At 48.2% G+C, this 14,412-nt stretch carries 16 protein-coding genes; 2 read left to right on the top strand and 14 right to left on the bottom strand.

The features are described from left to right. Genes BP71_RS20675 through BP71_RS20655 form a run of 5 tightly spaced genes read right to left on the bottom strand, consistent with a single transcriptional unit; the run spans position 1 to position 3,732 of the window. Complete coding sequence (locus tag BP71_RS20675) at positions 1–1,116, bottom strand: acyltransferase family protein (protein ID WP_496382688.1); 1,116 nt, start codon at positions 1,114–1,116, stop codon at positions 1–3. 1 nt (position 1,117) lies between these two features. After that, positions 1,118–1,687 carry an ATP-binding protein gene (locus tag BP71_RS20670; RefSeq protein ID WP_496382686.1) on the bottom strand — a complete coding sequence of 190 codons (570 nt, stop codon included), beginning with the start codon at positions 1,685–1,687 and terminating at the stop codon, positions 1,118–1,120. A gap of 3 nt (positions 1,688–1,690) precedes the next feature. Beyond that, a complete protein-coding gene (locus BP71_RS20665) occupies positions 1,691–2,029 on the bottom strand; it encodes an STAS domain-containing protein (RefSeq protein WP_496382684.1) in 339 nt (112 codons plus the stop codon). 6 nt (positions 2,030–2,035) lie between these two features. After that, entirely contained in the window at positions 2,036–3,193 is a 1,158-nt protein-coding gene (locus BP71_RS20660) for a SpoIIE family protein phosphatase (RefSeq protein ID WP_496382682.1), read from the bottom strand. Continuing rightward, positions 3,190–3,732, bottom strand: a complete 543-nt coding sequence (locus tag BP71_RS20655) for a hypothetical protein (RefSeq protein WP_496382680.1) — start codon at positions 3,730–3,732, stop codon at positions 3,190–3,192. Before BP71_RS20655 ends, BP71_RS20660 begins: the two co-directional genes overlap by 4 nt. 184 nt (positions 3,733–3,916) lie before the next feature. Here BP71_RS20655 and BP71_RS20650 point away from each other — a divergent pair, with 184 nt between their 5' ends. Then, positions 3,917–4,834 carry a glycosyltransferase family 2 protein gene (locus tag BP71_RS20650; protein ID WP_496382679.1) on the top strand — a complete coding sequence of 306 codons (918 nt, stop codon included), beginning with the start codon at positions 3,917–3,919 and terminating at the stop codon, positions 4,832–4,834. A gap of 3 nt (positions 4,835–4,837) precedes the next feature. Next, positions 4,838–6,010: a glycosyltransferase family 2 protein gene (locus BP71_RS20645; RefSeq protein WP_496382677.1), complete on the top strand. Its 1,173-nt coding sequence runs from the start codon at positions 4,838–4,840 to the stop codon at positions 6,008–6,010. A 35-nt stretch (positions 6,011–6,045) separates the two neighbouring features. On the opposite strand, the gene BP71_RS20640 is transcribed toward BP71_RS20645, so the two are convergent. The 9 genes from BP71_RS20640 to BP71_RS20600 all read right to left on the bottom strand — a co-directional run bounded on the left by BP71_RS20640 (position 6,046) and on the right by BP71_RS20600 (position 14,393). After that, the gene (locus BP71_RS20640; protein WP_496382675.1) at positions 6,046–6,414 is read right to left on the bottom strand and encodes an Hpt domain-containing protein; all 369 of its coding nucleotides are present in this window, start codon (positions 6,412–6,414) and stop codon (positions 6,046–6,048) included. Positions 6,415–6,518: 104 nt separating this feature from the next. Continuing rightward, positions 6,519–7,529 carry an MlaD family protein gene (locus tag BP71_RS20635; protein WP_496382673.1) on the bottom strand — a complete coding sequence of 337 codons (1,011 nt, stop codon included), beginning with the start codon at positions 7,527–7,529 and terminating at the stop codon, positions 6,519–6,521. Between the two features lie 2 nt (positions 7,530–7,531). Then, the gene (locus BP71_RS20630) at positions 7,532–8,296 is read right to left on the bottom strand and encodes an ABC transporter ATP-binding protein (RefSeq protein ID WP_496382671.1); all 765 of its coding nucleotides are present in this window, start codon (positions 8,294–8,296) and stop codon (positions 7,532–7,534) included. 1 nt (position 8,297) lies between these two features. Continuing rightward, complete coding sequence (locus tag BP71_RS20625) at positions 8,298–9,086, bottom strand: MlaE family ABC transporter permease (protein WP_496382669.1); 789 nt, start codon at positions 9,084–9,086, stop codon at positions 8,298–8,300. Between the two features lie 45 nt (positions 9,087–9,131). Beyond that, positions 9,132–9,896 (bottom strand): EcsC family protein, encoded by a 765-nt coding sequence (locus tag BP71_RS20620; protein ID WP_496383139.1) that lies wholly within the window; start codon positions 9,894–9,896, stop codon positions 9,132–9,134. 472 nt (positions 9,897–10,368) lie between these two features. Continuing rightward, complete coding sequence (locus BP71_RS20615; RefSeq protein WP_496382667.1) at positions 10,369–11,343, bottom strand: glycoside hydrolase family 43 protein; 975 nt, start codon at positions 11,341–11,343, stop codon at positions 10,369–10,371. A gap of 56 nt (positions 11,344–11,399) precedes the next feature. Further along, entirely contained in the window at positions 11,400–12,542 is a 1,143-nt protein-coding gene (locus tag BP71_RS20610; RefSeq protein ID WP_496382665.1) for a hypothetical protein, read from the bottom strand. Next, positions 12,539–13,507, bottom strand: a complete 969-nt coding sequence (locus tag BP71_RS20605) for a DUF2157 domain-containing protein (RefSeq protein ID WP_496382663.1) — start codon at positions 13,505–13,507, stop codon at positions 12,539–12,541. The genes BP71_RS20610 and BP71_RS20605 overlap by 4 nt, the downstream gene beginning before the upstream one ends. Before the next feature lie 109 nt (positions 13,508–13,616). Then, entirely contained in the window at positions 13,617–14,393 is a 777-nt protein-coding gene (locus BP71_RS20600) for an O-methyltransferase (RefSeq protein WP_496382661.1), read from the bottom strand. Positions 14,394–14,412: the final 19 nt, after the last annotated feature.

Here is a 14,412-nt window from a genome sequence, read left to right as displayed (position 1 = left end):
TTATTTGCCCACTACCTCTTCGTCCTGCACTTTTTTCGGGGACTTGTACTGGAATCGCATTTCGATGTGTTTGTACGTCCAGGCCGACACAAAATAGATCAGTATAAAGTTGAGTACAAAAAGGTAAGTGTAAGCCTCGGGTGGAAATTTGAGGATGCGGATAAAAAGCACATTGAAAAGGCTGATCAGCAATGCATGCGTCATGTAAATGGAGTAGGAGTACTTGCCAAGCTGATGCAGCAAGCCCACACTTTTCATGGCTTTTGAAACAATCCCCTTCTCAAAAGCGAAAGTATAAATGCAAAGAAAGAACAGCGCTTCGAAAACCACACCCCAGGGTTTCATCTCTTCGCCATTGTAAATGCATAGCCCGATCAGCCCCAGGGAAGTGATTTCCATCACCGAGAAAAACAGGGGAGGCCATTCCCGAACCGAAAGATGTGTTCCGCTAAACAGGTTGAAGCAAAGTACACCCGTGAAAAAACCCAGGATACCCCTCAGGAAACCATAATCGAAGCTGTAATTGATCTGAAAGCTGTTGGATACACTCCAAAGGCCGGTTAGTGAGATAACGATCATCAAAGCGTACCACATATTGCGTCGGCTCAACTGGCGGGACTGATGAATGTACACGACCAGGGTTCCAAATACGAGATAAGCCATCATTTCGGCGCTGATCGACCAGCTCGGAATGTTCCAGCTTACGTCGTGCACACCGGGAACGGGCGTGGAATTGATGAGAAAGAGCGAGGTGAAAAAGGTGTAAACATTATTAGCCGGGTTGACCAGGTTATTGACCTGAATGTATGGGTTAAGCAGGTTTTTGGCTATTTCCATGCCCACAAATGCCAGCAGCATCACCAGATGCAGCGGATAAATCCGGTAGACCCTCTTTTTCAGGAATAGTCTGAACTGCGGCCAATCGGCCAGGAACTGGTAGCTGTATGCGATTACGAAGCCGCTGAGCACAAAGAAGAAATCTACGAACATATCCGAATTCTCCACAAAACGGTTATTCAGGATGGGGGTGTTGGCGAAAGGGCCGAGATGGAACAGAAACACCAGGCATGCAAAAAGCCCGCGGAAAATGTCCAGTACTTCGAAACGGTGCTTCATGTCAGGTGCGGGTCAGATGGAATGTGCTGATAAACCGGTTCACGCCGGTAGCGGGGTCGTATTCATAGGTGAACTCGTCGGAGGCTTTGGTCATGATCAGCAAGCCGAAATGTTCGCTGGTATCCGACAGCAATGCGGGCATTTCAAGTTCTGCCAGCTGTTCGATAAAAAATGTCGCTTTCCCTGATTCATCCATGCGCACACAGAGGGAGTCCATGCCATTGTGGTAGATGGGGAAATCGAAGGGACGCATGAGACCTTCCAGCGGCCACATGATTTTTTTTCTGTCGTGTCCCACCAGTACCAGGGGAGGGCCGTAATCTTCCTTTTCCAGGACTATCGTTCCTCTGGAGACGCTGATTTTTAACATAGATTCCCGCTCGCCCGAATGCTTGACTGCATTGGTAAGCAGTTCAATCACGACCCATTTGATTTTGTCCATGACTTCATCTGCCAGTGGGCTCGCCCCCGCTTTGATCCGGATATGGTCCAGGCACAGGTGTAGCGTTGCGGGAACTTCTTCCCGTTTGCTGCTGAAAACTATTTTAATATGATCAGAATCCCCCCTCATAAACTAGTTAAGTGTTCCCATGGCCTCCCCGTAATTGTCAAAAATCCTGAAGACCTTATCCATGCGGATGAGCGTGAGTAGGTTTTTGACATCCGGTTTGAGCGAGACCAGGTAGATATCAACATTTCGTGGCATCGCGTATTTCAGCGCCACCACAAGGCTTCCCAGAAAAGAGCTGTCGATGTAATTGACGTTTTCAAAACTGACGATTACCAGCTTAATGCCACCGGCAATCAAGGTGATCATTTCTTCCTTGAATGCATCCGCATTGGCCAGGCTTGCTTCCTCAGGTAATATGGTGGCCTGTACTACACGGTTGACTTCTTCTGTTTGCAGTATCATATAGGGTTATTGTTTTTCTATAAAAATGATGCTAGCGTCGTCCATCTGGTTGCTGTCATCAATGCGTTCCAGAACGTGCTCCCGGATCAGTCCGAAGCTGTCGGGTTGACCGAGGTACGGCATTATTTTTTCCACAAAGAAGGGATAATCACTTTTTTTGGATCCATTCGACGGTATATCGATCATCCCGTCGGTAAAGATCGCAAGCTGATCACCGGGCTTCATCGAAATGGTCTTGTTATCATAGAATCCGTCTTCCAGCAGACCCAGCAACAGTCCTGCCGATTGTATCGTGGTCGTTTTACCTGTCTCAGGCTGGTAGCTGATCAGTGGCAGGTCGCCTGCACCTGTGTAATGCACATCGCCCGTACGCGTATCCAGCAATAGCAGTGACAGGCTGGAAAGAATATTCTGGAGGCTTTCATCCAGGTAAATCAGCTTGTTGATCTTCTGGACGATGGTAGCCAGGTCAAAATCCTGATCGAGCACACAAAACCGGATCGCGGCTCGGATATAACTCAGAAAGCCGAATGTGAAAAACCAGGCCTTCCATTTCTTCCCCATGATATCTCCCAGGAATGCAAAACAGAAGCGATCGTCGACTTGTACAAAATCGATAAAATCGCCGCCGGGGTAACCGCGGTAACCTTTATGCCAGAAGTGGATGCGGAAACCCTGAACGGAAGGGGAATGCGTGGGGATTGATTTGACATTCAGCGTTTCAGCCGCCACTTTCAGTTCCCTGACCGAACGAACGTGTTCGTTTTCAAGGGTTTTGATAATGTTATTGAGCTTGGTGATGATAACCGGGATCGGCGTTTCTTTGTTGATGAAGTCCAGCGCCGACATGTTCAGGCCTTCCAGCACGAGTTTGTTGTCGGTGGCAGAAGTGAGGAACACGAACGGGATGTCGCTGATATTCGGGTTGAGCAGGACGGCCTGGCGGAAATCGAAGCCATTCATTTCCGGCATATCGTAGTCCGAGAGGATCAGGTCCGGTGTTTCTACAAGCAGCAGGTTCAGCGCTTCCGTAGCCGATTCGCATAACACGCAATTGTAGCCCGCTTTTACCAACGAAGCTTCCACCACTTTGCGGAAAAGCAGGTTGTCTTCTACAAACAGGATTTTTTTGACGGTTGTAGGCGGATCGCGAAAGCTGATCATTTTTTGTTGAAGTTTAATACAAACAAAAGTACTCCCCCGAAAATAATCAGCAGCGAGACGAGATCCATCACCGTCACGCCATCATTCGCATTAAAATAGAAAACAGTAAAAATTTCAAAACTCGGCGGTGCGGGCATGATGATCATCGCAAAACCGACGACGATGAGCAAGATGGACAGGATAAACATAACCCCCTTCTGGACCATTTTTCCACTGCGCTTTGGAGCGCTGATCCGGCTGTCGATCTGGTTCTCGGCCAGCAATTTTTCCAAACCTTCGAGCAACTCCTCCCTGGAAAGGTTATTGTCCTGGTCCAGCTCCTTGAACGGCGCAATTCTTTTTTGTGTTTGCGCGGACCGTTCGAATGCTTCCGCTATCTGTTTCTGATACTGACGTGCATGCTGCGGATCAATATCTGCATGTGCTATGGCATCGATCAGTTCCCTCATCCTGGTTTCAACCTGTGCCAGGTCCTGTGCGTGAGGACCGGACGGGGAATGGCCGGGTTCTGAGTCGTTGAGCAGGCGGTTGAGTTTCACGCGAACAGGATTGTTTGGTAGCCGGAAGCCTATCGGAACGAATCAGGCATGTTTTTAGAAAAACATTTGACGAATTCCGGATTTTGGTTAAAGCTATGTTTTTATTGTTAAATTTGAAATAGTTCTACAAATCAATCAAGATATTCCTTCATTTCCAGTACATCCTGAGAGTTTGGTTTTACCAATGAAAAAAGTCTCCATTGTCACAGTGAATTTCAATCAGCCGAAGGTGACAGAAGATTTATTGAAATCATTGCAAGAAGTTAATAGCTATCCAAACCTGGAAATCATCGTCGTCGACAATGGGAGTAAAGCCAATCATGTACCTGACTGGCAGGAGCGGTATCCGGGGATGACCTTCATTCGCTCGGACCTGAATACAGGTTTTGCGGGTGGAAACAATATAGGAATGGCGGCTGCGACGGGTGATTATCTCTTTCTGATCAACAATGATACCGAAGTGACGGCCGGTGTGATCGGCAAGCTGGTTGCTACTATGGAGGCCAATCCACAGATCGGGATGATTTCCCCGAAGATCCATTATTTCGATCACCCCGGGATGTTGCAGTACACCGGCTATACCCCCATGAACTACTACACCGCCCGCAACGCATGTATCGGGCAGTTCGAAACGGACCAGGGGCAATATGATTTTCTCACGGGCGTAACCGGCTACGCACACGGAGCAGCTATGATGATCAGCCGGGAGGCCTGGGAAAAAGTGGGCGGAATGGCCGAGAATTATTTCCTTTATTACGAAGAGCTGGATTGGTGCGAGCGCATCCGCAAGGCTGGTTATGAAATACACGTGAACCTGGATGCATTGATCTACCATAAGGAATCCGTATCAGTAGGTAAAAGGACGGCGCTCAAAGAATTTTTCATGAACCGTAACCGCATCCTTTTCATCCGCCGGAATGCACGGGGCTTTACTTTTTTCATTTTTTGCTGCTACTTCCTCATAGCGGTGATCCCCCGGAACATCATTCAATATATCAGGAATAAAGAATACAACTTCATTCCGGTTTTTCTGCGAGCCATTACCTGGCATTTCAGCAATAAACCGGATAGCTCAAACCTCGGCTTTCCGTTGACCCGCTGATTTATGGAAATACTTTTCTGGCTCAGTTTGTTTATTGTTTTCTACACCTTTCTCGGTTACGGCATCCTGCTTTACATGATGGTGCGGATCCGCCGGATTTTCAGAGGGAAGCGGCTGGCGCCCGGCCTGGACCAGGAATTTCCCACGCTTACGCTTGTGATTGCGGCATATAACGAAGAGAGTATCATTGAAGAGAAAATCAGGAATACGCTGGAACTCTCGTATCCCTCGGAAAAGCTCAGCGTTCTCTTCGTAACCGACGGCTCCAACGACCGCACGCCGGATCTGGTCGCAGCTTACCCCGAAATCAGACTCATGCATACACCGGTGCGTAGCGGCAAGATTTTGGCCATGCATCGTGCTATGGATCAGGTAGATACGGAAGTGGTGGTGTTTACGGACGCGAATACCTTTCTCAACCGGGAAGCACTGCTGTTGATCGCGCGGCATTACGCAGACCCCCGTGTGGGTGCGGTGTCGGGGGAGAAACGGGTCATGCAGGATACGGTGTCGGACGCGACGGCCGGGGAAGGTTTTTACTGGAAGTATGAATCGGCATTAAAAAAATGGGATTCTGAGCTCTATTCGGTCGTTGGCGCGGCAGGAGAGCTGTTCAGTGTGCGGAGGTCACTCTATAAATCGGTGCAACCGGATACGATCCTGGACGATTTCATGATTTCCATGCAGATCGCCGAGCAGGGTTATCGGATCGTGTACGAACCGGACGCTTATGCTTCCGAACTTTCTTCTGAAAGTATACAGGAGGAGTTGAAAAGAAAGGTGCGTATTGCGGCAGGCGGGATCCAGTCCATACTGCGATTGAAAAAACTGATGAACCCATTCCACGATTCGCTGCTTTCGTTTCAATATATCAGCCACAGGGTATTGCGGTGGACTGTCACGCCATTCCTGATGATCCTGGCACTGATCCTGAATGTTTTCATTGTTTTCAAGTCCGGTGGTTTCCTTTATAGCTTACTATTGGCAGGACAGGTCGGATTTTACTTGCTTGCGCTGGCCGGATGGTTGCTGGAACGCCGCAAGATCAAGGTCAAAGCCCTTTTTGTACCTTACTATTTTTGCATGATGAACTATGCGGTATTGGCCGGGATCCGAAGATACCTGAAAGGGTCGCAGAGCGCTGCCTGGGACAAAGCCAAAAGAAAAAGCGCATAACCGGCCATGCGCTCGAATCATGCTGTATCACAGGCTTACATTTGTTTCAACCGCTCCGACTCGACTTCCAGGATGGGGGTCAGTGCTGCAAGCTCCCCGGAAATCTCCTGGTACATCGTCATGAGCGTTTCGGTCGGTTCGTTCTCTTTAATCGCCTTTTCCAATACTTCCACCTTTGGTCTGACAAAGGTGAGGCCAGTCATGGTGAAGGAAGGTTTTAATCCATGTACGATGCTGGCCGCTTCTTTGAGTTCACCCGACTGCAACGCATTCTGAAGAGTTTGCCAGCGGGGAATGGAGTCACTGAGGAATGCGTCAAAAATCATGTGCAGGATCACAGGATCTTCTCCGTAGGCCTGGTCAATGTATGCGAGATCCAGGGCGGGGTTGAGTTGTAATGCCATTGTGCTATGCGATAAGTTTTCAGAAGCTCAACAAGTGGGATTTGAGCCGGGATCGTTGGTGAAATATTTCGACAATATAGCCGCTTTCTGCAAAACTATCACATTTATTGGTTCACCGGCTCCTTAGCCTCTTCTTTCACCGGTTGTTTGGCTTCTTCCTTCTCTTTCTTCCGGAAATACCTCCGGAAGAGGAAATTGGACCGTAGGGCAGTCATGTTTTCATCCAGCTTTTCGGTGGTACTTTCCAGGTTTTTAAGCGTTTCCTTCATACTTGTCGCGGTCGCTTCATCGTGGAGAAGGACTCCCAGGGGGCTGGTTTTATTCGAATTAAGATCGGCACTGGCAGTTTTCAGGTTGTTGACCATCACGTTGGCCGACGAGACTGTCTCATTCAACCGCGCAATGCTTCCACGCAGGTCTTTCATAATGACCGTGTCGGTGGCGAAATCATTTGCCAGCCCGCCTTTTTGGGTCAGCTTGGCCGAGTAGCTGGCCAGTGACGCTGTAAGTGCCTGCGCATTAACCGACGCTTTTTTCATCGCAGCCAACGTCTGATCCAGGTCGTTATAGAGGCGTTCGTCGTTCAGTAACATACCTACGGTACCTTTTCCGGCGAGGATATTTTTACTGATCGTCTTGAATGCGCTCGTGATGCCCAGCAGGTTCTTGTTGTTTTCGGACAATACTGCGAGCATTTCTTCGGTGCTTTCGATCTTTTCAACGGCCAGTTCGTCACCGTCTTCTATGGACGGAACTTTCTGAGTGCCACCGTAGATAACGATGATCTTATTGCCGATTAAACCGTCGGTGCTAACCTTGGCTTTCGCATTTTTGCGGACAAATTCCTGGGACTTCTCCTCGATATTCAACATGACCTCCACTTTTGAGTTTTCCAGGAACCGGATCGTTTTGACCGTCCCGATTTTTACCCCTGAATACCAGATGTTGTTGCCGATTTTGAGGCCGTTTACATCATCGAAAATGGTCTTGACGGTAATGGTGGAAGAAAAAACCTTTTTCATGCTGCCGACCGTCAGTATCCCCACAACGAATATGATAATGCCGATCACAACAAAAAGGCCTACGGTGACGGATCGTTTGATTGATGTTTCCATTATTACTGAATAAAATTATAATCGTAAAAACTTTTAATGCGCTCCTCGTCGGTATCGAAAACTTCCTCAAATGTGCCTGTTTTCAGGAATTTACCATCCAGAAGCATTGCGATCCGGTCGCCGGTGGACCGTGCGCATGTGAGATCGTGTGTGATGATGATCGAGGTTGTCTGGTACTTTTCCTTTACTTCGTTTATCAGCTCGTTGATTTCCAGACAGGTAATAGGGTCCAGGCCCGCAGTTGGCTCGTCATAGAGCATGATTTCAGGTTTCAGGATCAATGTGCGTGCAATACCAATGCGCTTGCGCTGCCCACCCGAGAGCTCAGAGGGTACCTGGTTGATCGTTTGCAGCAAGCCTACGGCATCCAGCACATACTCCACCTGTTCGTTAATTTCGGCGCGTTTCAGGTTCGGGATGTTTCGTACCAGTGGAAATTCCAGATTTTCGCGGACGGTCATGCTATCGTATAATGCACTGTTCTGAAAAGAAAACCCTATTTTCAGTCGTAGATCGCGCAATTCTGTACCAGCCAGCTTGGAGACTTCCTGTCCCAGTACAATGCAATCGCCCCGGTCCTGTTTAAGGAGACCGATCATAATTTTGATCAGGACCGATTTCCCTGTTCCGGAACGACCCAGCACAACCAGGTTTTCGCCTTTTTCAACAGCCAGGTCAACGCCGCGGAGGACGTGTAAATCGCCGAATGATTTGTAGAGGTCCCTTACTTCAATGACCGGTTCGCCGGATTTAAAAACTTCTTCCATTTTAAATTCTGAAATAATTGGAAACCTGCACGATGATTACCTCTTCTATGAAAATAAGGAACATCGAGATCACGACAGCAGAATTGGCCGCTTTACCGACGCCCTCGGTGCCTTTGCTTGCATTATAGCCCTGGTAACAGCCCACGATGCCGATGGTGAACCCATATGCGACGGCTTTTGCCACTGATGTCCAGATGTCTAGAAATGTAATCTGTTCGAATGCGTTTTCGAAGAAGGCAATGAAACTGGTACCCTCGTTCAGGGTCACATTCAGAAATGCGCCGAACAGGCTGACTAATGAACAGTAGAACATTAGCACGGGAATGGCGATGGTGGAGGCCATTACACGGGTTACTACCAGGAATTTGAACGGGTTTACCGCGGAGACCTCCATGGCGTCAATCTGTTCGGTAACCCGCATGGAGCCTAGTTCTGCACCGATGCTGGAACCTATCTTCCCGGCACTGATCAGGGCCGTGACGAGTGGTGCGAGGGCCCTCACGATGGCGATCGCCACAAGTGAAGGCAGCCAAGAAGTAGCTCCGAATTCAGAAAGGGAAGGCCGCGACTGCTTGGTAAATACCATTCCGGTAATAAATCCGGTGAGACTGATCAGGACCAGCGACTTATTGCCGATCGCATAACATTGCCGGACCATTTCCTGGAATTCCATCCTTCCGCGGAAGAGCTCGCGAAAGAACCGGATAAAGAAAACATACGCATCGTAAACCGCCAAAAAGGCGTTATCCAGAGTTTTGCCGTATATGTATTGCTTTTTCTTAGCGCTCATTCAATGGGACCAAATAGATCTTTACTGTACTAATACTTATTTTATTCAGGCTGTGGTAGGCAGGAGCGTCCTTTCGCCACTGTCGAGCATGCGTTCTTCAAACCACCTCATCCTGTAAGCGTTGATTGCATTCTTGCCGAGTTGATCAAGCAGGCGGTAATTGACAATGACACCCACAGCCGCGCCAATCCCGGGGATCAGCTGTGCCATTTTGGCCAGATCGATATAGTCCCGGTACTCTTGCTGGAATGTTTTCCAGTCGAACTGGTGTATGTCTTCCGGAAGTTCTCTGCTTTTGGAATCCCATTGTACCATTCTGGCAAATATTTGTTGCCGTTCTTTCTGGCTGGAAAATGTCAGTTGAAAAATATGGAGGATGAAAAGGCGTTCCCGATAGTCGTTGACGGGCTTGCCATACAGGGCGGCAATCTCAAACAGTAACTTGATTTTGATGCCTAACAGGATCGGGAAGTCGGCTAATGCAAGCCAGAACCCACCGGCTCCGGCAATACCCCCTTCCGCAGCGCCGGCCTTTTTATAGAAATCCAGCTTCTTTTTTACCGCGGTTTCGATTTCTTCGAGAGAGCTGGCCGGTGTCGGTTGGGATGTGGTGAATTCAGCGCCTGTCAGCACGCCACGCACCATTTGTTTGATCGTGCCTGTAACGATCTGATGTATTTTGTCAGGGATAATATTGTTGAGCTTGTCCTGTACTTTTTTTGACGTCCTGTCAATGAAGTTGGGCCGCTTCTGCATTTTAAGCTGCCATTTGGTGAATTCAGGCATTACTTGTTCTTCATATTTGTTGATGTGCATATCGGATCAAGGCTATTAGCGGACAGGATAGAGACGCGATGAGTTTGCCTTTGTCAGGCAAAAATCATTCCAATAACGCATAAAGTTAAAAATAGCCGCAAGAATTCCCGAAGTATCCGGAGAAGAGGGCCGGAATTTGTCTCAACGCACGGTACTATATGGCAGAACTATTTGACCCACAGTTTTTTGCTCAATATAATATTTCCTGAATCAAATCGGATCAAATGACTCCTGAAGCATTTCGCGGAAACCTAGCTGTTTTGTTTCCGTGTCCCGTGACCGCACGTTCCCACAATTTTGCCCGCCGGAATCGATCATGCCCTGACCAGGATTCAGGAACATCCCTCCACTTATTTACAGGGCGCCGCCGCGTTGGTATAGATCGATAAAGAAAAAATAAGAATTCTCCGGTCCCACTCAAAGGAAGCCAGTCGGACTGGAGAGTTTGGATACTGAGTAGGGGAGGTTATTTTAAACGGACGGCGCTGACGCCTTCTCGGGTTATCTTGACGGGATTGATCATTCCTTTTTTGTCGAAAGTCATTAGGTCGATACAAGTTTCGCGGTGGTTGCCGTCGGTTTCCGTCAGGGGTCTTCTGTGGTAGACAATGTACCATTCGTCTTTTCCCGGAACTTGTATGACGGAATGGTGCCCTGCTCCCGTCGCCACCTTGGGGTCTTGCTGAAGAATTTTACCTACCCGCTCAAACGGACCGAAAGGGGAGTCTGAAATGGCATAGGCGACCGAATAATCCGGGCCTGTCCATCCGCCTTCCGACCACATGAAATAGTATTTGCCGTTCCGGATAAACATGAATGGGCCTTCGACATAACCTTTGGGAGTAATTTCCCGGAAAATCTTTCCGTCTTCGAAGGGAATGAAACCGGTAAAATCACTTTTGAGTTTAGCTACATTGCAGTGTCGCCAACCGCCGTAAAAGAGGTAATACTGGCCGTCTTTGTCCCTGAAAACAAACTGATCGATCGGCTGGGCGCCGTTATGGAATTGATCAACGAGTGGTTTGCCCAGATAATCCCTGAACGGACCTTCGGGCCGATCGGCAACAGCGACGCCGATACCGCCTTTCTCCTGGTCGTTCTGAATGTCATTAGCTCCGAAAAAGAGGAAATATTTTTTGTCCTTTTCAATGATTGACGGAGCCCACATCGCCCGCCTGGCCCATTTGACGGCCGCTGTATCGATAATATTCGGGTGTTTTTCCCAGGTAACCAGATCCTTCGAAGAGAATGCGTCCATATGTACCTGCTGGTTGTAGGGTGCAGAATACGTCGGATAGATCCAGAATGTTTTATTGAAAATGATCCCTTCAGGATCGGCATACCAGCCGGGGAAGACCGGATTGCCGGATGTTTTGGGTGCTTGGGCGAGTACGCTGAGTGTTAAAAGGCAAAGTAGGGCTATTCCGAAAAGTTTTTTCATTACAAATGTTCGTATGTAAATAAGTAACTGTTGTAAAGTTCCAAATTTTTAACGGATTAATAAGCTTCCCCTGCTCCACCTCCTCCGAAATCCCCTCCTCCGAATTCGAGCCTGTTACCTTCCGGTGTTGCGCCTAGTTTTTGCGCGACGATCACCGCTTCAAGGTTGGCAAAACGGCGTTTGCGGTCCTGCTCATCCGAAATACCATATCGGGGCACATGGAGGTATCGGATCAGCGCAACAGACGCTGCGAGCATCACTCCACCAGCCAGGACCAGTTCCTGTGACGCGGTGAATGGACTGAAATAATGGAGAAAAGTATAAATAGAAAATGCGAGAGCCAGCAGCCCCAGAATGAAGAGGAGTCTGTCGCGCTTTTTGGCCCCCGTAGCAATATACACCAGGGGGATAATGCATGTAAAAAGGTAAAACACGGGAGCAAATGAGATCTGTGGGGCTATCGAAAGTGTCAGATCATTGAGCATTGCGTTCGCTTCCCGCACGATCAGGTAATTTCCGCCCAGGTAGAAGGTTATTAATGATAAAACTTCCAAGACCTGCCGGCATTCACGATAATAGAGATCGGTACTTTTTCTGGCCAGCCAGTAAATGAGTGCCGACAAGACCATCACTCCGAATGGCAGTAATGCTTTACCGAGAGGAGATTTCATCATAAGATCGGCAAGCAGGGTGAAAATCAATCCGAAGATGACAATCGCGCCGAGGAGGTCTGCGTAGCGTAGCGTTGCGGGAGCGATAATCGCCAGCGCGACGAGACAATGTATCCACAGCGGGGCGTGATCGAAAAGCAGAAACATGGGTGTCAGCGCCGCCGTGACTGCCGCATATAGCAATGCCTGGTCGACACCCGAGTGAAAAAGGCCTTTTGTTTTGATCAGATATTCCAGGCAGAAGATGAAGCAGGCACAACATATAAGGCTAAGCGTCGAAAAACCTACCTCAGAGCCTGTGTCGTAAAAGAATAGCGACAGGAAGCCCACAAAAAACGAACAGGCAACCACTGCAAAGCAGAAAAGCCCGATTTTGACAAACAAGCCGGGACGGTAAAATTGTTCGGGAAACTGATTTCTGACTTCTGTCTCTTGTTCAGCCGTAAGCAGGTTTTTGAGTTTCCATTGGGATGCCTGCTGTTGAATGTACAGGTTTTCGATCCAGGTTTGGTTGTAGGCCTTTTTCATTTTTTAATCCCCAGGAATTTTTTGAAGTTCAACAGAAAATAAATCACTCCCACACTGGAAAAAAGGAAATAAAATATGCTTAGTCCTAATGCAACTTCAGCGCCCAGCGTGGTAAACAATGTGTAGGTGACAATGCAGTAACCATATACCGTTCCCATCAGGAGAAATAACAGCGACTGCTCATGACGGGCGCGCCGGATAAAGAAGTAACAGAGCCCGATGCCTATGAGAAAGTAAAGGATTTTTGGTGCATGTGTAAACAACCCGATTTGCGCTGCAATAGCTGCCAGATTCCCACCCATTAACATATAGGTGAATGCGAAATGCTTTTTGATTTTTTGCTCTTCCGAAATCCAGCCTACTGCTGTCAGGGCCGAGCCTAGTGCGATAGCCGGGATGATCAGCTTACCGTCTGAAAAGTCGTTGTCAGCCAATACGGAAAGTGGCGCGATCGTCAATCCCAGCCAGGAGGCAAGGCCGGTGATGGCCATCGACAATGCGCCGCGGTGATCGAACCGGTAGGCGCAGACAAAGAAAAGAATGGTCGGAATGATCACAGCCAGGCCGTAACGGCTTCCGAAAATGTTGTACTGATACTGTATATAGCCTTCCAAACCGAGGAATGTAGAGCAGCCGAGCAGCAACACATAATCAACAAACTTGTTGGGGTTGTGGAGCTCACCGTGGTCGTATGGCAGGCTGTTCTTATAGGTGTAATAGAAACATCCGGCCGTCAGACAGGCGATGGCCGCGATAATTACCTGATGCCCTATCGTGTCAATGTTCTCATAAATTAAGATACCGGCACCCGAACTGAAAATCAGTATTCCCAGATAGAGTATGGAGCGCAACTCCCAGTGGATAGAGAAAGTTTTGCCTGCCTCGAAAGATGCAATAGTGTCGGCTTGCTGTTCTGAAATAACTCCCTTGTTCATCAGGGAATTAAGGATGGATTGTGTGGTCATGGAAGTTGAGACGGGGATGATAAAGGTAATAACTTTACCTCCAATTAACCTTTGCGCAACTTCTGATAATTATTCAATGGATTATACTCGTTATTTAATGGTATACGAATTAAAATCGTAACGTGAAGTCTTCTTTAACCTGTCCACTCCGGAAAAAAACCAGTCCGATCCAGAACAGGTCCACGGTGACCGTCACTTTGGGATGTGCTTTGATATACTCCCAGGCCTCGGTCATGCCCTCTGACCAATAGATGTCGTCGAAAATGAAAACAGAACCATCTTGGATATGGGGCAAACAGTCTTCAAAATACCGCACTGTGGGTTCATAACGATGATTGGCATCGAAATACGCGAAATCGATCGGTTGATCAAGCTCTTTCAAACGGGCAGGTAATGTTTCGTCGATGTTGCCGAGTACAATTTCGATGTTATTCGCATTTTGCCTATGAAAATGCTGCCGGGCCTTTTCAGCAGTTTGCGGACAGCCTTCAAAAGTGATTAGCCTGGCTTTGGGATTGGCCTTTGACATGTACAATGTCGTCAAGCCCAGGGAAGTACCCAATTCGATGATTGTCTGCGGTTGGAACCGCTGGATCAGCCTGTAAAACAGCCGACCGAATTTGGCTGGTTTTTCCGCATTTCTCGCAATGGTACGAATCTTACGCAAGTTGGATTTATTCACACGTGATCCCGCGCCCAGGTCGAGTACTTCGATTGCCTCATCCGATCGCAGGAGTTTCTTGCGCAGCGCAACGATGGGTTCGTAATCCGGCCGATTATCTTTTCGGACGGCTATCACCTCATTGTACAGCTCAAACAGAAAGGGGGAATGTATGGAATGCTCATTACCGGAGCGCAAAAGGTACTTGATGTAGGCAGCAATCAATGGTATGGAATTTTAAAAA

The organism is Dyadobacter ginsengisoli DSM 21015 (genome assembly GCF_059568735.1).
This window is presented reverse-complemented; position numbering and strand designations above follow the sequence as displayed.